An 18847-nucleotide genomic window follows, 5' to 3' on the forward strand; every position below is an offset into this window, starting at 1 on the left:
ATCCAGGGGTCATGGATCGCCACGCTGCGCTCGCGATGACAAGTTCCCGGTTTGCCCCACGCCGCTGCCATGGCCAAGAGCGCCAGCGACGCGGCCATCACATTGACAAATTCCTATGCAAACCAAGCTAGCCCCGCAATACCAAGGCACGTCTGACGGCGTTACTGCCGAAGCCATTCTGCGCAAGTGCGTGCACTGCGGTTTTTGCACCGCCACCTGCCCAACCTACCAACTGCTCGGTGACGAGCTGGACGGGCCGCGCGGGCGCATCTACCTGATGAAGCAGGTGCTCGAAGGCGAAACGCCGACGCGCAAAACCCAGTTGCACCTGGACCGCTGCCTGACTTGCCGCAACTGCGAGACCACCTGCCCCTCGGGCGTCGACTATGGTCATCTGCTGGACATCGGGCGCAAACTGGTGGACGCCCAGGTGCCGCGACCGCTCGGGGAACGCGCGCTGCGTTGGGCCTTGAAAGAAGGCCTGCCCTCGCCCCTGTTTGCCCCGGCCATGAAGCTGGGCCAACGGGTGCGCCCGCTGCTGCCGGCGGCACTGAAAAACAAGGTGCCGCCCAAGCAGGACGCGGGCCTCTGGCCGACAGCGGTGCACGCCCGCAAGGTGTTGCTGCTGGCGGGCTGCGCGCAACCGGCCATGGCGCCCAACATCAACCGCGCCACCGCCCGCGTGTTCGATGCGGCCGGCATCCAGACCGTCATCGCGCCCAAGGCCGGTTGCTGCGGCGCCGTCAAGTTTCACCTGAACGACCAGGAAGGCGGCAAGGTCGAGATGCGCAATAACATCGACGCCTGGTGGCCGCATGTTGAGGCCGGTATCGAGGCCATCGTGATGAACGCCTCGGGCTGCGGCGTCACGGTGAAGGAATATGGCGACATCCTCAAGGAAGACCCGGCTTATGCGGTGAAAGCCGCGCGCATCAGCGAGCTGACCCGCGACCTGAGTGAGCTGCTGCCCGAACTGGTGGATCAGCTGCGTGACAAGGTGTCCGCCAGAGCAGGCCAGATCGCCTTTCACCCGCCCTGCAGCCTGCAGCATGGCCAGCAGCTGCGCGGCGGCGTTGAAAAGCATTTGGGCGAACTGGGCTTTGACATCAAGGTGGCCAGCAGTGAAGCGCATTTGTGCTGCGGCTCTGCGGGAACCTACTCGGTGCTCAACCCAAAAATTGCGTATGAGTTACGCGACCGCAAGCTGGCCAATTTGGGCGAGATGGCGCCTGAGGTGATCGTCTCGGCCAACATCGGCTGCATCACACATCTGCAAAGCGGCACCAGCACGCCGGTGCGGCACTGGATTGAACTGCTGGACGATGCGCTCCTCAAAGCGCTATAAAATTAATAGCTTATAGCACCCTATCCACGGGCGCTATAACCATATTCCGCCTTATGCCAGGGCGCGTCATCCCGCCACCAGCCCTTCGGCGATAGGGCGTCTGAACACCAACCAGGCGGGCAAGGTGCCGATCACCGCACCGGCGAGGACGAGTCCGCCCACCAGCACCGCCTCCGCAGCCCCCAGACGCACCGGCATCTCAAACCCGATTTGGGTCTGCATCCAGGACGACAAAGCGATTGAACTGCCCCACCCCAACAACGCACCGATGGCGGCACCGCCCACGATCAGCAGCAGCACTTCGATCCAAACCACACTGAAGACATAAAGGCGGCTGGCACCCATGGCCCGCAACACGGCGAACTGACGCCTGCGTGCCAAAAAACCGACCAGCAAAGCCATCAGTACCGCAGCCACCACCAGCACCTGGGTGGTGATAACCAGCAGTGACATCAGGTCACGCACATTACCCAGTGTCAGGTACAAGTCGTTGAGCACCTCAGCAGGAAACAAGGCCAGGCTGCGTGGCGTGCGAAACTGCCCACGCAGGCCATAGGCAGCAGCAATCGAGACGGGTTTGATCGCAATCGCCGGCACACCCGGGAGCTGCTTTGAATTCCAGGGCGGGCCAATGCGCGCGACGTCAGTGGCATCGTGCCCGGAGGACAGGCCGTGCACCTGCCAGACATCTTCGACCGGCACCAAGATGGCGCTATCCCAGATCGTGTGTCGGGCCGGCAAGCGCCCGACCACGGTGTAGTGGAGCTCGCTATGCGCGGCATCGGCGTGTTCCGCCTCATCGTCCGGCTCATGGTGGCGTCCATGCGCCGGACTGAAGGTGGCACCGAGCGCCAGCTTGACGCCCGCGCCCACCACGGCTTCGCCGCGCTGGCGAAACAGCCGCCCCTGAATCGGGGGCAGCGTGCCGCCGCGGCTGGCGAAATCGGCGATGGTTCCGATGATCGGATAGCCCGCCCAGTTGTCCCCGAAGGCGATCGGCGCGGCGTATTTCACGCCGGCGGCGGTGCTGGCCTGTGCCAGTATGTCGCCGTCAAGCAAGGGGATGGCTTGGGCGCGCAAGTACACCGAAGTCAATACCAGTTGGGTGGCGCTGCCCGGCGCGCCTACCAGCACATCAAAGTCATCGGCCGCACGCGCACTGCCTTGACGCAGCGCTCGCTCCTGGGAAATCACCGCAATGCCCGTGGCCACCGAAATGGCAACCAGAAGCACAGTCACCCACACGAGCAACTGGTTGCGACGCAGGTCGGCACGAACCATGGGGAAGGGATTGAAGCTGTGCATCATGACATGGGGTGAAATGGTGGTCGCCCGGGGACCCTCATGGTGCGGGCCGGCTTTCAGGGTTGCTACACGCATGTAAATGCCCGGCTTGCAGCGTCAGGCAGCGATCCATGCGCGCCAGCAATTCCTGTTCGTGGGAGATGACAATCAGGGTCGCGCCTTGCGCACGCGTGAGCGTCACCAGCAGGTCGCCGACCTGGGCGCGCTGCTCGGGGTCCAGACTGGCCGTCGGTTCATCGGCCATCACGATGGCCGGGCGCATCAGCAAGGCCCGGGCAAATGCAACGCGCTGGCGTTCGCCCCGCGACAAAACCGCGGCCAGGCGATCCAGCGTGGCAATGCCAACGGCCGCCAGCAAGTCACGCGCCCGCTCACGCAGGGGCTGCGCGGGCTTCCAGCTGTCAAAGTAAGCGGGAAGCAGCACATTGTCCAGCGCCGAGAGTCCGTCCACCAAATGAAAGTCCTGGAAGATCAAGCCCAGATGCTGGTGACGCCAGCGGCCCAGGGCATCGGCTTTCAGAGCACAGAGGTCAGTGCTGCCCCAGACGATATGTCCTGCCGTTGCTGTGCTGATGCCCGCCAGGCAGTGAAAGAGCGTGGTCTTGCCCGCACCCGACACGCCGCGAATGCCCAGGCTGTGGCCCGACGCCAGCTGCAGCGAAGGCACGTTCAACAATGGCGTCTGCTGCGGAAAACGAAAAACCAGGTCTTGCACCTGCAACGAGCCCGCATCGCTCACAGCTTGGCGACCTTGGCATTGACCATGCGAACCTGACTGACAAAACCCGTTTGGGGATCGGTCCATGAGCCCATTTCCAGCGTGCCAGTGACTTCGATGCGGCGCGAAAAGTCAACCGGCGCCAGCGTATCGCGCAGATAAATCACCACGATGTCGACCGGCCACTGGGCATCCGATGCACAAAACGGACACACCGCCACCGGCTCACGCGTGAGTACAAAGAACTTGCTCTCGGGCTTGAGCGGCGGCGCCATGTAGCCGCGCAGGCGCACTTCTTTGCCCTTGAGGGCTTTGGCCTGCTCCGAATACTGAATGCCCAACACCCCGACCGATTTGTAGAGGGAGTCAAAGGTCAGCAGCGTGTCCATGCTAATGGCGTCCACCGCCCTTGCCAAGGGTACGACGCTGGCCAGTGGCAACAACAAAAAAGACCGGCGAGGCCATGCGCCGGACCTTGGACTGTTCCGGGAGATCACTTTTTCGGGGCTTGGGCGGCGACCGCTTTAGCCTTGGGCGCCAGCGCCAGGGCCTCGGCCATGACGCGGAACAGGTCGGTATTTTCCATCTGGCCATGCACCTTGTCGGCGCCTGGGCCCATGGCGGTCAGCACCACGTCGTCGCCCGAATGGACGCCACTGTTGGCGCCGCGCGAACCCTTGTTGGGCAGGTTGCCTTCGCGCAGCACCGCACCGGGAACGTCCTTGTATTTTTCGTTGGCGACCATCACGCCCTCTGCATTGCGCAGGGTGGGGACAAACTCGCCGTCCATGAACGGGCGGAAGGTGTCGTAGTAGTCAGGGAAAGCGCCAAAGGTTAAACGCAGACGGCGCGACACATCGACTTTGCCCGGATAACCCTCGGCGTCCGGCGCGGGATAGTTGGGGAAACCGGCCTCGGCGTAGGTGCCGACTTTGTTGCGCATCTCGGTGCCGGGCTCGTCGTCGTTGACCGTGCCAATCACACTGACGGCGTGCGCATGGTCCGCGGTAACGAGAATCAAGGTATTGTCGCCATGGGCCTTGGCCCATTCTTTCGCCTGCTTGACCGCGCTGTCGAGCATGATGGTGTCGTAAATGGCGCGCTCCGCGTCCATCGAGTGCGAATACTTGTCGATGCGGGCGCTCTCCACCATCAGCACGAAGCCATTTTTGTTGCGCGACAGCACCTGCAGCGCGGCACGCATTTCTTCAGGCACATCAGGCTGGTCCGGGAATTTGGCGACCGAGCCTTTCTTGAGAAACTTCAGGTCCAGCGCCCCATCCACATTGCCGGTGTTGTAGAGGCCCAGCAGCTTGGTGGTTTTGACATCCTGCGCGGCCGCCAACATTTCGGACTTGGTGATCGCCAACTTGTAGTCGGCCTGCTTGAAACGCTCGATGTAATCGACGTCGTCACTGCGCTTGGAGCCCGGGGTGGACTTGGGCAAAAAGTTAGGGGAACCCCCACCCATCATCACGTCGATTTTGCTGTCGTAAAACATCTGGACGATGTCGTTGTAGTCCGAACGACGCCGGGTGTGCGCCACCATCGCGGCCGGTGTGGCATCTTCAATTTCGGAGTTGGTGACGGCGCCGATCGCCATGCCGCGGCGCTTGGCGATGGCGGTGATGGTTTCAACCTTGGGATGCTCCAGCGTGCTCGCCGCACGCGAGCAATAGACACCCAGCGCATTGACACAGGATTTGTGCCCGGTGGTGTAGGCATGCGCTGCATTGGCGGAGTCGGTGATGATGGAGTCCGTGCCTTGGGTGGAAAGTAAGGCCATGTAGGGCATGTCGTCCATGGCGAGCTTGCTGGTGTACTTGCCGCCCTCAATGGTTTTGGACAAGATGCGGGCTGCGGTGCGGTGGCCGATGGAAAACCCGTCACCAATAAAAAGGATCACGTTTTTGGCCACCCGCTTGGCGGGCGTGCCGTACACGCTCCAGGTGGCGGAGCTGCTGGTCTTGCCATCGGTGGCCGTCACGGTGTAGTGACCAGGCTTGCTGATGCTCGCATCGCGCAGCATCAGGCTGGAGACTTCTTTACCGTCCTCCCTGGCAATCAGTTCGGCCGACTGGCCCAGAAGTTTGGCGTAATCTTGTCCATTGATCGTGACTTTGACTTGCGCAGGATCTACAACGCTGTCGAACTCGATCTTGAAGTCAAAGTGCGATCCCGCCAGGATGTCGGCGCGACTCAACGGGAAGATGGTCTGTGCGGCACACGTCGTTGAAAGCACTGCAGCACACAATGCCAAAGTTAGAAAGGAGGGCTTGAAACGCATGGTGATGGTCCGTAATTTGGGAAAACATGGCAGTTTATTCGGTCCATGTTACAAATTCGTGAATGATGTTTCGCCCATGGAAGTGAGCGCCTCAATCACGGTGAAAACTTACCCCAAGTCCTCTGATGGTTTCAAGAACTGAATTCGGTAACGCCATATCTGAAAAATGGCACCGCCACGCCGGTGCAGCACTGGCTTGAAGTGCTGGACGATGCACTATCAAATAAATAGCTGACAGCGCCCGTCAATTAAGCGTTATAGCCATTTATTCCTTAAGAAAATCAGGCGGCCAGCGCAGCCTCGATGTCTTTCGCCAAGTCGGCGGGTTTGTCCAGCGGCGCATAGCGCTTAATCACCTGGCCGTCCTTGCCGACCAGAAACTTGGTGAAGTTCCATTTAATGGCCTTGCTGCCCAGAAGCCCCGGCGCTTCGGCGGACAGCCACTTGTATAGCGGATGGGCCGCAGGGCCATTGACATCAATCTTGGACATCATAGTAAAACTCACCCCATAGTTGACCTGGCAGAACTCGGCGATTTCGCTGTCGTTGCCCGGGTCTTGCGCGCCAAACTGGTTGCACGGAAAACCCAGCAGCGCCAGGCCTTTGCCGGCGTAGCTTGTGTGCAGCGCTTCAAGGCCGCCAAACTGCGGGGTGAAGCCGCACTGGCTGGCCGTGTTCACGATCAGCATCACCTGGCCCCTGAACTTGCTTAAAGGGGCGGTCTTACCGTCAATGTACCGGGCTTCAAAGTCATAAACGCTGGGCATGGGAAATTCCAAAATGGGGGCTTTGCTAGGAAGATCCTAGCAGCTACAAGGGCACAAGGTGCGCAGGGCATTTCTTGCACCAATTCAGGGCGCCGTTACATCAAGGGGGGGGCAGGCGATGCTTGGTTGATCATGTTGGTGCGGAATGAGGGGGCTGGCAGACGGTCCTCAGGCCAAAGACGATGGCACGCGTATTGCTTGCAGTGTTATTGCAAGAAGAGCGATTTGTGCAGATTAGGCGCAAATGCTACTAGCGTAGGGGCACTAGGGTTCCGGTCGCCGAACGATGAATTCGAGCGATGTCTGGTCCGAGAGTGCCCCGGCCTCGCAAGAGGCTCCACGGAGGGACAAAAGCCCGGGAGAACGATGTACCAGTCGTATCTTCCTGCGTCCGTCATTCACTTTAGGAGCCTCCTCATGAAATCATCTGGTTTTTCTTCTTCGCGTACCGGCGCTGCGTCGCTGCTGAGCCGTCTGTTCAAGCCAGCCCTGGGCCTGGCCGTGTCCCTGGTGGCTGCGTCTACCTTTGCCGCCAGCCCGACGTCCATGAAAATTGGCACGGTGGTCTGGATCGGCTACGGCCCGTTCTATGTGGCGGACGCGCTAAATCTGTACAAGAAATACAACCTCAAGGTGTCCTTGCAGGTCTTCACCGACCCGGCCCTGATTCCGCCTGCGATGGCCTCGGGCGCGATTGATGGCGGCATGTTGACCTATGACCAGGTGGTTGGTCAGGTCGCCGGTGGCCAGGCGCAAAAGGTGGTGATGCCGATTGATTACTCCAACGGCGGCGACGCCATCGTGGCTGACAGCAGCATCACCAAGGTGACTGACTTCAAGGGCAAGAAGGTAGGCTTCAACCCGTTGTCGCCATCGGATTTTCTGCTGTCTTATGCGCTCAAGACGAACGGCCTGAGTGACAAGGACATCACGGCGGTCAGCATGACGCCCGAGGCGGTACCGGCCGCCATGGCCTCGGGCCAGATGCCTATCGGCGTGACTTACGAGCCCAGCCTCTCGCAGATTCTCAGCCAGGGCGGCGGCAAGAAGTTCAAGGTGGTGTTCTCTTCCAGGAATGCGCCCGGCCTGATTGCCGACGTGCTGGTGTTTGACGACAAGGCCATCAAGGCCAAGCCAGGAGAAATATCCGGCATCATGAAAGCCTACCTAGAAGGCATGGCCTACATGAAGTCCAAGCCTGATGAGGCTGCCAAGATCATTGGCAAATTCATGGGTGTTACGCCCAAGGAAGTCAAGGAACAGCTCTCTGGCGTATACAACATTCCGCTGGCCGAGATGCCCAAGGCTTTTGTGAAAGCCAAGGAAACCACCTCGTACTACGCCAGCGGCGAAATCATCGGCCAGCTGCTCAAGGCCAAGGGCCAGATCACCACCGTGCCGGCGACTGAAACCACGTTTGACGCGCAATTCGTCGGCGCCCTCGCCAAGAAGTAACTCCACCCGGATGCCTGCAGCGCCGGTGACGCAAGAGTTGACCGGCGCTGCGGCCAGGTGCATGAAATGAAGGTCTCATGATGAAGCAGATTTTTCGCTACCCCGATGGCGTATGGCCGAATGTGGTCGCGCTGAGCTTCACGCTGCTGGGCTATGGCGCCGGTGTGGCCCTGCTGGGCTCGATGCACTGGGCCTTGAATGCCCTGGGCTTTGCGCTGGTCGCGCAGACCCTGATCTGGTCCGCTTATTTCATCCATGAATTTGCCCACCAGGCCATCTTCAAGACTGCGGCCGCCAACGAGCGCTGGGGCACGCTGATGAGCTGGATCAACGGCAGCTGCTACGCCACCTTTTTCGACATGCGGCGCAAGCACATGCGGCACCATGTGGAGCGGGCCGATGTGATCACCTTTGATGTTCGCGGCTTCCTGCTACGCTCCCCGGCCTGGGTGCGCAACACGGTGCTGGCGCTGGAGTGGACCTACTTCCCCGCCGTGGAGTTCCTGATGCGGGCCTTTGTGGTGATACTGCCTTTTCGCGATGAGCGCAAGCGTGCGGCAAGAGGGCGCATTCTGGCCGTTGCCGCAGTTCGCTTCACGCTGTTGGCAGCACTGGGCTGGTGGTCGCTCAAGGCGCTGCTGCTGTACTTTGCGGCCTATCTGGTGTTTATCACCGTGCTGCGCTTTGCCGACTGCTTTCAGCACACCTACGACGCCTATCCCATTCTTGATGACCAAGCCATCCCGGCTGACAAGCTGCGCGACCGCGCTTACGAGCAGGCCAACACCTACAGCAACGTTGTGAGCCTGGACAACACCTGGCTCAACCTGCTTTGGCTGAATTTTGGCTATCACAACGCGCACCACGAGCGTCCCACGGCGCCCTGGCATCGCTTGCCCACATTCCACCGCGAGCTATATCCAGCTGATCACGCCCAAGTCACTCCCGTGCCTGAGCTGCTGCGCAGCTTTCACATCAACCGCGTCAAGCGCGTGCTGGCCAGCGACTACGGCCAGGTTCAGGCCCCGGGCGTGAGCGGACGCACTGACGGTTTTCTGGGTGCCGTGGGTGTGTCTTTCCTGACAGCGGTGTAGCGTGAAGCCAAGCTATGCGCTGCGAGGAAAAGCAGTGGTGCTGACCGGCGCGGGTGGCGGCATTGGCCGTGCGCTGGCGCACGCGTTCGCAGCACAGGGTGCGCGCTTGCTGCTGCTCGACCGGGATGCTGCACACCTGCAGCGCCTCGCCGAGGAGCTGGCATCGCCAACCGAAGTCAGCACGGCCGTGTGTGACTTGAGTGACGACGCGCAGGTCGCCTCGTTGGCCTCACGGCTGCAGGCGCAATGGGGAACACTGGATGTCCTCATCAACAATGCTGGCAGCGAATACCCCACACCGATCGACAGCAGTGCTCCCGATGCGATGGCGCGCTGGGCCAGTCTGCTTGACAACAATGTGGTCAGCATGGTGCGCCTGACACGTGCCCTGCTGCCACTGATGCCTGCGGGCGCTAGCGTCATCAACCAGTCTTCTATTTGGGGCAAGACCGGTGTGGCCGACTTCTCGGCCTATGTGGCCAGCAAGCACGCCGTGATTGGTTTGACGCGCTCGCTGGCCTTCGAACTCGCAGCGCGTGGCATCCGCGTCAATGCGGTCTGCCCGGGCTGGATTCGCACCGACGCGGCCATGCGCTCACTGGCCAGCATGGCCCAGCAGCAAGGTCGCAGCGAAGCCGAGATCGAGCGCGAACGGCTGTCGCAGCAGGCTCTGCCGGCCATGCTCACGCCAGCCGACATTGCCGGCATCTATCTCTTTCTGGCCAGCGTGGATGCGGCGCCCCTGACCGGGCAGGCCATTGTGGTGAGCAACGGCGAGGTGATGAGCTGATGGCTGCGGCGTACGAGTTATCGCTGTCGGGGCGCACGGCGCTGGTGACTGGCGCAAGCACAGGTATCGGCCACGCCATCGCCCTGGCATTTGCGCAGGCCGGTGCTGCCGTGGTGGTTAACCACCTCGGGCGCACCGCCGAGGGCGCCGCGCTGGTGCACGAGATTCAAAGCCTGGGCGCTCAGGCCTGGGCCATCGAAGCCGATGTGAGCTTGTCCGCGGATGTGGCCAGGCTGGCGGCACAGGCTGCGCTGGTTTGTGGCACGGTTGATGTGCTGGTCAACAACGCGGGCATCATCCAGGAAAAGCCATTTCTGGAGACCACTGAGGACGATTGGGACCGGATGCTGGTCACTGATCTGAAATCGGTTTTCCTGACATCGCGCGCGTTCCTGCCCGGCATGGTGGCGCGCGGGCGGGGCATCATCATCAATATCGCATCAGACCTCGCCGTGCTGGGTCGCGAGCACTATGCACCCTACTGCGCTGCCAAGGCGGGGGTGCTTGGCCTGACGCGATCCCTGGCGCGCGAATTCGCGCCTGCGATCCGTGTCAACGCCATTGCACCGGGGCCGGTCAACACGGCCATGGTGTCGCTTGATGCCATGAGCCCGGAATGTATGGCCAAGGAGCTGGACATCCCGCAGCGGCGCATCGCCGAACCGCAGGAGATCGCCGCCACAGCCCTGTTCCTGGCCTCTGATTTGTCGCGCTTTTATTGCGGGCAGGTGCTCGGGCCCAATGGCGGCTCCGTGATGACCTGAATCTGGATCGACGAAGCCTTCATGCAAGCACTGCCCATTCCCGTCCGATCATCCGCGTTGCCCGTGGCGGTGTTGCTGTTCTCTTCGTCGCTGTGGGGGCTGTCGTGGTGGCCGCTAAAGCAGTTTGTTGCGATGGGCCTGTCCGGCCCGGTGCTCTCGCTGCTGGCGTATGGTCTGGTCGGCCTGGGCACCTTCGTACTGCTCTTGCGCGAGCGGACAGCATGGCGTTCGCAGAGGGGTTTGCTGCTGGCCCTGGCGCTGGTGGGCGGTTGGGCCAACACGTCTTTCGTCAACGCGCTGATGCTCGGTGATGTGGTGCGCGTCATGTTCCTGTTTTACCTCTCGCCCGTCTGGTCGGTGCTCGGCGGCTGGCTATTTCTGGGCGAGCAAGTGCGTGCCCGCCGTGCGATGGCTGTGGTTTTGGCGGTATTCGGGTTATGGCTGGTGATAGGTGGCACCAGCGCGCTGGAATCACCCTTGAGTGCTGCCGATCTGCTGGCGCTGTCTGCCGGCCTGGCGTTTGCCGGCAACAACATCATTGCGCGCGCCGGGCAGGCGATTCCGATACGCTCCAAGACGGTAGCCGTATTTCTGGGCTGCAGTGTGCTCTCGTGCGTCACTGTCGTTTGGCAGGGCGTCGCTGTCCCTACCTTGTCTGCCCCGGTCTTTTTGGCCGTGCTGGCCTATGGATTTGTCTGGCTACTGCTGGCGACCGCCACCTGGCAGTACGGTGTGACCCATATGGAGAGCGGCCGTGCCGGCGTGGTGATGGTGGCCGAGTTGCTGGTGGCCGTGCTCAGCGCCACCTGGCTGGGCGACGAGCACCTTTCACCGGTCGAATGGATGGGCGGCGCATTGATCGCACTCGCAGCCCTGATCGAAGCCACGGATGCGGGCGAATCCGCCCTGCACCAAACCACTGTTAGCAAGGAGTCTGCATGAGCACAGTCTGGATGAACGAATTGTCCTGGGTCGATTACCAGGCCCGCATGGCCAATGACAAGCCTCCCATCCTGCTGCCCGTCGGCGCGCTGGAGCAGCACGGCCCGCATTTGCCGTTGGGCACGGACGGTCTGCTGTCAGCGGCCGTGGCCGCCGATGCCGCTGCCCGCGTGGGCGGTCTGGTGGCACCCACGCTGTCGTATGGCTACAAGTCCCAGCCCAAGTGCGGTGGCGGTCAGCATTTTTGCGGCACCACCAGCGTGGATGCGGCTACGCTGATCGGCTCGGTGCGTGATGCCGTGCGCGAGTTTGCCCGCCATGGGGTCACCAAGCTCGTTATCCTCAACGGTCACTATGAAAACCAGTGGTTCCTCATCGAAGGCATCGACCTGGGCTTGCGGGATGTCGGTCCGGGAGCCAGGCTTGAAGTCATGCGGCTGGAATACTGGGACTTCATGACCCCCGAAACCCTGGCGCATGTTTTCACCGATGGTTTCCCCGGCTTCGCGCTCGAACATGCGGCTGTGCTGGAAACCTCCATGATGCTGCACTACCCCCGTCGCTGGTGCGGCTCGATCTGATTCCCGACGATGGACCCGCCGACTTCCCACCCTACGACATCTACCCGATCCGTAGCGACTGGGTTCCACCTTCGGGCGTCCTGTCGTCCGCGCGCGGCTCTGATGCTGCCAAGGGCCGGCTGTTGGCGCAGGAAGTCTCAGAGCGCATCGCGCTGGCCATCAACACCGGCTTTCGCTGAAGGGGAAGGTTCATGGGACAGCCAGCCTGGCAGATTGAACCCGTAGACACGGCGCTGCTGGTCATCGACATGCAGCGTGACTTCTGCAGTCCGCAAGGCTACGCGGCGCGCGCCGGACTGGATGTTGCACGGCTCGCCGAGCCCATCACCCACATCCGCCGGCTGCTTGACGCGGCGCGCCGTGCGGGGATGCTGGTGGTGCATACGCGCGAAGGCCATAGCCCCGACCTGTCCGATTGCACGACCGAAAAAATGCGGCGCAGCTTGCAAGCAGGCGCTCCCATAGGCAGTGCAGGGCCCATGGGCCGCTTGCTGGTACGCGGCGAATATGGGCATGACTTCATTGATGCGCTGCAGCCGGCAGCGGGTGAAGTCGTCATTGACAAGCCGGGCTACGGTGCGTTTTACCAGACCGATCTGGCCTTGGTGCTTTCGAATCGCCGCATCAGCCAATTGATTCTTTGTGGCGTCACGACCGAGGTGTGCGTGCACTCCACGCTGCGCGAAGCGGTTGATCGTGGCTACGCCTGCCTGACCGTTGCAGACGCCACAGCGGCCTTCGACCCCGCATTGCAGGCGCCAGCGCTCGCGATGATCGGCGTCGAAGGCGGTATTTTTGGCCGCGTGGCAACGACCGACCAACTGCTCGTGGCGCTCCAAGGCGCTCATGTCCATCGAGACATTCCATGACACAAGTCAAAAAATTATGGCCTTTGCTGACGGCGACCCATCGCTACGACAAGTCGATCTCGACCTTCAACCGCGGCCGCGGCCAGCAAATCGAGGCACCCATACTGGCTTATCTGATTGAGACCGTCAATGGCCGCATTCTTTACGATGTGGGCTGTGACCATGCAAAGATCAACGACCCACTGGCACGGGCTCGTTATTACGACCCTGCAGTGTTCGAGTTCGGGGCGCCCGAAATGAGCGATGAACAGCGCATCCCTCCTCATCTGGCGCGTCTGGGGCTTACGCCGGCCGATGTGGATGTGATCTTCATCGGTCATCTGCATTTTGACCATGCCGGCGGTCTCAAGGACTTGCGCCGCTGTGGCTGTGGCGCGGAGATTCATGTGCAGCACGATGAAATGACGGTGGCGCGCAGCGGTGCCGATGCGGCCGTCTTTGCCGATGACCTGGAGGACGATGCCGGCACGCCTCTGCAGTTCAGACTGCAACAGGGCGAGTACACGCTGCTGCCCGGCGTGCATGCCGTGGCAAGTCCGGGGCATACCCTGGGACACATGTCGATGTTGATCGAGTTGCCCAAGGGCCCGCCGGTCTTGCTGGCTGGCGATGCCGCGGATTTGCAGGAAAATCTCGATGATGAAGTGGCGCCCGGCACCTTGTGGCAGGGGCGTGAGAGTCAGGCCGTGGACAGCATCCGCAAACTCAAGGCGCTTGCACATAAGACCGGTGCCCGGATATGGCCCAACCACGACATGGCATTTTACCGTTCGCTGCAACCCTTTCCAATGGCTTACGAATGAGCGCTATTCAGATCGGGCTATCACCAGACTCTGACGGGTCTGCCGTGCCGGAGCGCTATCGTGGCGTTTGGGCCCGCACTCTGCTGGAGACGCCGGGGCAGCGCGATGAGCGCAGCTTTGTGCGCTGGCTGCAGGCCCGTGTGTGGCATGCCGATCTCCGCATCCCCCTGACGGCCCGGCCAGATGCCACGCAGCAACCTTGTGCGGAACCTGACCTGCAACAGACGATTCGGCTCGCCAGTCAGCAGGGCTTTTGCGGTGTCACGCAGGTCCGGCAACAGGCCGAAGGGGAGGTCTGCACCTGGCAACGCCTCAGTGACTTCCAGCCGGCACGGCAGGACGCGGATGCGGGTGTGATGGTGTTTGAAACGCCTGATCGCGTGATCGAGACGGGAATCCACGCTCCTTATCTTGAGATTTGGGAAAGACTGCCTGACTCCACCGGCCGCTACATTGTTTTGGCTGGGATGGACGGGTCGGGCAAGGACAACCAGGAAAGGGTGCTTGTGGCTGGCCGCTATTTGATGCATGTTCGCCCACGGTGCCTGAGCTGGCCTCATGACAGGGAGGCCGGGCAGTCGCTGGCCGATCTTGTCGCTCGTCATCCTGAGATCGCATGGGAGATGCTGGATTTTGAAATTTCCTTTGGCACCCTGAATGCCGGCCGCTGGACGATTGAACATTCCACCCTGCCCGAACTGGAGGGACGCAGCCTGTCCTGCGTGTTGCAGCGTGAGCTTGAATCCCGGGCGCACATCATGGGTGATTTCTCATGCGGACCCTGGCGAATCATGGAGTGGAACTGCACCGCGCCAAGCGCTTGAGTCTGCACGCGCGTGATGATGACCTGTAACCACCACACAGATACCCCATAAGAGTGCGGTTTCATCCTGTTTTGGTGCGTGCCACTGGCCAAGGCACCGGATGGTGGCATGACGCTGGACGTAGTGCAACATTTAGGTGCAACGATGCCCTCGACGCCACGTCACAGATCTGGCATTGAAGTTGCTAATCTAAATGCAAGAGAGGCATTGTGCTGACGGCACACCGCTTGACTTGCAAGACCGCTAGGGTTCCGGGCTCCATGTTGAATTGAGCTGTCTGGTCCGAGAGCTGTCGGCCGCATTCGATGCGGCTCCACGGAGGGACAAAAGCCCGGGAGGAGATGGTGTGTATCGCCGTCCTCTCTTGCTTTGATCCTTCAACTTCTGGAGCCCGCATTGTCCGAAAAAGTATCGCCACCCGCACGCCCAGGCATCTGGCGCATTGCGGGACATTTATCCCGTCGGCAGTACTGGTTGTTTGCCGCGCTGGGGCTGTTCATTCCGTTCGCCGCCTGGGCTGCCACCTCTGCCTCGGGCTGGGTTGATCCGGTTTTTCTGCCGGGGCCTGTAAAGGTGTTTACCCGAGTGGTGTCCTGGCTGTTCGAGGATGACCTGATGGGGGATGCCGCCATCAGCATCTACCGGGTTGCGGCCGGTTTTGCGCTGTCTGCCGCATTGGCCTTGCCGTTGGGCCTGTTGATCGGTGCATTCCGCCCGATTGAGGCGCTGCTCGAGCCCCTGACCGATTTCATCCGTTACATGCCGGCCGTGGCGTTCATTCCTCTGGTGATGCTGTGGCTGGGAATTGGGGAAAGCGCCAAGATTTCCATCATCTTCATTGGCACTTTTTTCCAGATGGTGCTGATGGTCGCCGAGAACGTCCGGCTCGTTCCGCTGGCGCAGGTCGAAGCAGCACTCACGATGGGCGCGACCCGCTACGAAATGATCCGCCTGGTGCTCTCGCAATCGGCCAAACCGGCGATTCTGGACACGCTGCGCATCACGATGGGCTGGGCCTGGACCTACTTGGTGGTGGCCGAGCTCGTGGCCGCCAATTCCGGGCTGGGCTACGCCATCCTGAAGGCGCAGCGCTACCTCAAGACCGACACGATTTTCGGCGGAATCATCCTGATCGGGGTGATCGGCCTGTTGATGGACCAGGGCTTCCGCTGGTTACATCGCCGTCTGTTCCCCTGGTCGCATGCGAGAGGGTAAAGCCATGTCCAAAGTCATCATCCAGAATGTCGGCAAGATATTCGACGCCGCTGCCGGCCAGGTCCCTGCCCTGCAGGACGTCAATCTCACGATCGAGGACAACGAGTTCGTGACGCTCGTTGGTGCCTCCGGTTGTGGCAAATCAACCTTGTTGCGGATCCTTGCAGGGCTGGAGTACCGCACCAGCGGTGATGTGCTGTGCGATGGCCGAACGATCAACAGCCCGGGCGCTGACCGGGCCATGGTGTTCCAGCACTACAGCCTATATCCCTGGCTCAGTGTCATCGACAACATCAAGTTCAGTCGCCAGCTCAAGGTCAACCGCGAAAACCTGACTTCCTCCGATGTGGAAGCGGCTTCGGGCCGCGCCGATGCCCTGCTGAACCTGATCGGCCTGAACAAGGTGCGCTTGGCTTATCCGAACCAGCTCTCGGGCGGCATGCAGCAGCGCGTGGCGATTGCGCGTGCGCTGATGGGTCGCCCCTCGATCCTGCTGATGGATGAGCCTTTTGGCGCGCTTGATGCGCAGACGCGCGAGGTCATGCATGACCTGATCCTGCATATTCACCGCGTTGAAAAAACCACCATCATCTTCGTAACCCACGATGTGGAGGAGGCCATCTACCTGGGCCAGCGCGTGGTGCTCATGCAGCCTCGTCCAGGCCGTATCCACAGCACGTTTGCGGTGCCTCTGCCTGCACAACGCACCCAGGATATGAAGCACTCGGCGCCGTTTCGCGAACTGCGCGCAGAGATCCTGGCGCGCATCCGGCAAAGCACGGGCATCACCACCGACCTAGACATGCTCGACCAACTCAACCTGCAAAGCGCTGCGGTCTGACGCCGTAGCGCCCAGTCATCCAACCTCAATCACAAGCGACCAAGCCATGCCAACCACTTTTGCCAATTTGCCTCCGCTGGCCCGCGCCACAGTGTCGGAGACCTCGTCCACCTTTGCCCCCGAGCGGGTGCTGTGGGAAGAAACCATGCCCGGGGGCGCCCACTGGTCGGGTGTGCTGCGTCGTGGTAATACGCTGCGGCTGACAGACCTGCACGGTGCTGCCAATGTCTCGGCCCTGTTCTTCAACCAGGAAGAAAAGACCGAGCGCTACAACATGCCCGACACGCTCAAGGCGCAGCACACGGCTTTTCTCACCAGCGGGCATGTCTGTTACTCGGACATGGGGCGTGTGCTGTGCTCCATCCCGGAAGATGGCTGCGGCTGGCATGACGCGCTCTGTGGTGTGATTGACGCCGCAGGTGTCCGGGCGAAGTATGGTGAAGCGCGCTACCAGGAACACCGCAACGGCATGTACCGCAGCGGCCTCGATGGTTTCCTGGTCGAGCTCAACAAATGGGGCCTGGGTCGGCGTGATGTGGCCGCCAATGTCAACTTCTTCAGCAAGGTGAGCGCCGATCTGGAAGGCAAGCTGCATTTCGATGTGGTCCACCGGCAGGCGGCCCAGCATGTCGATGTGCGTTTCGAGATGAATGTGCTGGTGGTGCTTTCCACGGCACCGCATCCGCTTGATCCGGCACCGAAATACGCCCCGGGGGCGGTAAAGCTCACGGCCTGGCGTTCGGGCACAGCCGGTGCCGACGATGTGTGTCGTCGGTCGTGTCCCGAAAACGAGCGGGGCTTCATCAACACCGAGCGCTGGTTTCTGTAAATCAGAACGCAGCCCATCGCTTCATCCCTCCGACTCCATCATTCCAAGGAAACCCATCATGTCTGCCACCATTCAGGCCAGCGCACTCGAACCAGCGCAGGCAACCCTGGACGAAACCGTTCTAGCCGGCGAGCCATGGATGAAGCGGCTCGCCAAGGGCCAGATCTTCCGCATCGTCGATCTCGAGGGCAATCAGGCCGTCGACACGCTTTTCTTCAACGCCGATGATCCCGAGGAGCACTACAGCCTGACGCACACCATCCAGGCACAGGGGGCCTTGTACCTGGGGCTGGGCACAAAGCTCATGTCGAGCGAGGGCCGCCCGATGCTGAGCATCGTTGCCGACACCTGTGGCCTTCACGACACACTGGGGGGGGCCTGCTCCTGCGAAAGCAATACGGTGCGCTACGCACTGGAAAAGCGCTTCATGCACAGCTGCCGCGACAACTTCATGGCCGCCATTGCGCACGACACGCACGGCCTGCATAAGCGCGACATCGCCTCCAACATCAACTTTTTCATGAACGTGCCGGTCACGCCGCAAGGCGGCCTGACCTTCGAGGACGGCATCTCCGCGCCGGGCAAGTATGTCGAGATGCGCGCCGAGATGAACCTGATCGTGCTGGTGTCGAACTGTCCGCAGCTCAACAACCCGTGCAACGCCTACAACCCCACGCCCGTGCGCTGCCTGGTCTGGGACCCAGCGTAACAAATATCAAGGTGCCGGACGACCGGTACCTGTTCTTGACTGGCAGGACGACCTGCTGCTTGCACTGAGTCGATCATGTTTAAAAAAGTTCTTGTTGCCAACCGGGGTGTGATTGCCTGTCGCATCATCCGCACGCTGCGCCTCATGGGTGTGGGCGCCGTGGCGATCTATTCCGAAGCCGATGCTGACTCCGCGCATGTGGCCATGGCCGATGAGGCGGTCTGCGTGGGCCCGGCGGCCGTGGCCCGAAGCTACCTGGCGATGCAGCGCATCATCGAGGCTGCTCTTGCCAGCGGCGCGCAGGCCATCCATCCGGGTTACGGTTTCCTCTCGGAAAACGCCCAGTTTGTCGAGGCCTGTGAAGCGGCCGGACTGGCCTTTATCGGCCCCACGCCGCAGCAAATGCGTGTCTTTGGCCTCAAGCACACGGCGCGGGCGCTGGCCACCGAAGCCGGTGTGCCCTTGTTGCCCGGCACGGGCCTGCTGGCCGATCTGGACGACGCACTGGCGCAGGCTGAATCCATCGGCTATCCGGTGATGCTCAAGAGCAGTGCGGGTGGCGGCGGAATCGGCATGCAGATGTGCCGCCATGCCGACGACCTGCGCGCAGCGTTCGAGTCAGTGCGGCGCCTGGCGCAATCCAACTTTTCCGATGCCGGCGTGTTTCTGGAGCGCTACATCACCGACGCCCGCCATATTGAAGTGCAGA

The 18847-nt window shown here is 61.5% G+C and carries 21 protein-coding genes and 2 riboswitches; of the genes, 16 read left to right on the plus strand and 5 right to left on the minus strand.

Features of this window, described 5'->3' with window-relative positions; all coding sequences use genetic code 11:
- Nucleotides 1–115 precede the first annotated feature (115 nt).
- Nucleotides 116–1345 (plus strand): glycolate oxidase subunit GlcF, encoded by a 1230-nt coding sequence (gene glcF / locus B3F77_RS13325; protein ID WP_293605413.1) that lies wholly within the window; start codon nucleotides 116–118, stop codon nucleotides 1343–1345.
- A 66-nt stretch (nucleotides 1346–1411) separates the two neighbouring features.
- Here the strand turns inward: glcF and B3F77_RS13330 are convergent, their stop codons facing one another.
- The 5 genes from B3F77_RS13330 to B3F77_RS13350 form a co-directional block, all read right to left on the minus strand.
- On the minus strand, nucleotides 1412–2725 hold the full coding sequence (locus tag B3F77_RS13330) for an ABC transporter permease (RefSeq protein WP_293605414.1): 1314 nt from the start codon (nucleotides 2723–2725) through the stop codon (nucleotides 1412–1414).
- Entirely contained in the window at nucleotides 2688–3389 is a 702-nt protein-coding gene (locus B3F77_RS13335) for an ABC transporter ATP-binding protein (RefSeq protein ID WP_293605415.1), read from the minus strand. Before B3F77_RS13335 ends, B3F77_RS13330 begins: the two co-directional genes overlap by 38 nt.
- A complete protein-coding gene (locus B3F77_RS13340; RefSeq protein WP_293605416.1) occupies nucleotides 3386–3757 on the minus strand; it encodes a hypothetical protein in 372 nt (123 codons plus the stop codon). Before B3F77_RS13340 ends, B3F77_RS13335 begins: the two co-directional genes overlap by 4 nt.
- 104 nt (nucleotides 3758–3861) lie before the next feature.
- The gene (locus B3F77_RS13345; protein WP_293605417.1) at nucleotides 3862–5655 is read right to left on the minus strand and encodes an alkaline phosphatase; all 1794 of its coding nucleotides are present in this window, start codon (nucleotides 5653–5655) and stop codon (nucleotides 3862–3864) included.
- A gap of 281 nt (nucleotides 5656–5936) precedes the next feature.
- Nucleotides 5937–6422, minus strand: a complete 486-nt coding sequence (locus B3F77_RS13350; RefSeq protein WP_293605418.1) for a glutathione peroxidase — start codon at nucleotides 6420–6422, stop codon at nucleotides 5937–5939.
- A gap of 253 nt (nucleotides 6423–6675) precedes the next feature.
- Nucleotides 6676–6786, plus strand: a riboswitch (guanidine-I (ykkC/yxkD leader).
- A gap of 53 nt (nucleotides 6787–6839) precedes the next feature.
- On the opposite strand from B3F77_RS13350, the gene B3F77_RS13355 reads away from it, so the two are divergent.
- The 15 genes from B3F77_RS13355 to B3F77_RS13425 form a co-directional block, all read left to right on the plus strand.
- Nucleotides 6840–7877, plus strand: a complete 1038-nt coding sequence (locus tag B3F77_RS13355; RefSeq protein ID WP_293605419.1) for an ABC transporter substrate-binding protein — start codon at nucleotides 6840–6842, stop codon at nucleotides 7875–7877.
- A gap of 80 nt (nucleotides 7878–7957) precedes the next feature.
- On the plus strand, nucleotides 7958–8971 hold the full coding sequence (locus B3F77_RS13360; protein ID WP_293605420.1) for a fatty acid desaturase family protein: 1014 nt from the start codon (nucleotides 7958–7960) through the stop codon (nucleotides 8969–8971).
- Between the two features lies 1 nt (nucleotide 8972).
- Nucleotides 8973–9761, plus strand: coding sequence for an SDR family NAD(P)-dependent oxidoreductase (locus B3F77_RS13365; RefSeq protein WP_293605421.1), 789 nt, complete (start codon nucleotides 8973–8975; stop codon nucleotides 9759–9761).
- The gene (locus tag B3F77_RS13370; protein ID WP_293605422.1) at nucleotides 9761–10525 is read left to right on the plus strand and encodes an SDR family NAD(P)-dependent oxidoreductase; all 765 of its coding nucleotides are present in this window, start codon (nucleotides 9761–9763) and stop codon (nucleotides 10523–10525) included. The genes B3F77_RS13365 and B3F77_RS13370 overlap by 1 nt, the downstream gene beginning before the upstream one ends.
- A gap of 21 nt (nucleotides 10526–10546) precedes the next feature.
- Entirely contained in the window at nucleotides 10547–11467 is a 921-nt protein-coding gene (locus tag B3F77_RS13375; protein WP_293605423.1) for a DMT family transporter, read from the plus strand.
- Nucleotides 11464–12048 carry a creatininase gene (locus tag B3F77_RS13380; protein ID WP_293605424.1) on the plus strand — a complete coding sequence of 195 codons (585 nt, stop codon included), beginning with the start codon at nucleotides 11464–11466 and terminating at the stop codon, nucleotides 12046–12048. The genes B3F77_RS13375 and B3F77_RS13380 overlap by 4 nt, the downstream gene beginning before the upstream one ends.
- Nucleotides 12033–12227: a hypothetical protein gene (locus B3F77_RS13385; protein ID WP_293605425.1), complete on the plus strand. Its 195-nt coding sequence runs from the start codon at nucleotides 12033–12035 to the stop codon at nucleotides 12225–12227. Before B3F77_RS13380 ends, B3F77_RS13385 begins: the two co-directional genes overlap by 16 nt.
- A 12-nt stretch (nucleotides 12228–12239) precedes the next feature.
- Complete coding sequence (locus B3F77_RS13390; RefSeq protein ID WP_293605426.1) at nucleotides 12240–12917, plus strand: cysteine hydrolase family protein; 678 nt, start codon at nucleotides 12240–12242, stop codon at nucleotides 12915–12917.
- Nucleotides 12914–13720, plus strand: a complete 807-nt coding sequence (locus tag B3F77_RS13395) for an N-acyl homoserine lactonase family protein (protein WP_293605427.1) — start codon at nucleotides 12914–12916, stop codon at nucleotides 13718–13720. Before B3F77_RS13390 ends, B3F77_RS13395 begins: the two co-directional genes overlap by 4 nt.
- 119 nt (nucleotides 13721–13839) lie before the next feature.
- Complete coding sequence (locus B3F77_RS13400) at nucleotides 13840–14544, plus strand: hypothetical protein (protein WP_293605428.1); 705 nt, start codon at nucleotides 13840–13842, stop codon at nucleotides 14542–14544.
- A 232-nt stretch (nucleotides 14545–14776) separates the two neighbouring features.
- Nucleotides 14777–14884: riboswitch (guanidine-I (ykkC/yxkD leader) on the plus strand.
- Nucleotides 14885–14940: 56 nt separating this feature from the next.
- A complete protein-coding gene (locus B3F77_RS13405) occupies nucleotides 14941–15759 on the plus strand; it encodes an ABC transporter permease (RefSeq protein ID WP_293605429.1) in 819 nt (272 codons plus the stop codon).
- A 4-nt stretch (nucleotides 15760–15763) separates the two neighbouring features.
- The gene (locus B3F77_RS13410) at nucleotides 15764–16600 is read left to right on the plus strand and encodes an ABC transporter ATP-binding protein (protein ID WP_293605430.1); all 837 of its coding nucleotides are present in this window, start codon (nucleotides 15764–15766) and stop codon (nucleotides 16598–16600) included.
- Between the two features lie 145 nt (nucleotides 16601–16745).
- Nucleotides 16746–17429 (plus strand): urea amidolyase associated protein UAAP1, encoded by a 684-nt coding sequence (locus B3F77_RS13415; protein ID WP_414703013.1) that lies wholly within the window; start codon nucleotides 16746–16748, stop codon nucleotides 17427–17429.
- Nucleotides 17430–17487: 58 nt separating this feature from the next.
- Nucleotides 17488–18138, plus strand: coding sequence for an urea amidolyase associated protein UAAP2 (locus tag B3F77_RS13420; protein ID WP_293605432.1), 651 nt, complete (start codon nucleotides 17488–17490; stop codon nucleotides 18136–18138).
- 75 nt (nucleotides 18139–18213) lie between these two features.
- Nucleotides 18214–18847, plus strand: a 634-nt coding sequence (locus B3F77_RS13425) for a biotin carboxylase N-terminal domain-containing protein (RefSeq protein WP_293605433.1), incomplete at its 3' end; no start/stop codon positions are given.

The sequence above is a fragment of the Polaromonas sp. UBA4122 genome, assembly GCA_002381615.1.
Classification (GTDB): domain Bacteria; phylum Pseudomonadota; class Gammaproteobacteria; order Burkholderiales; family Burkholderiaceae_C; genus Polaromonas.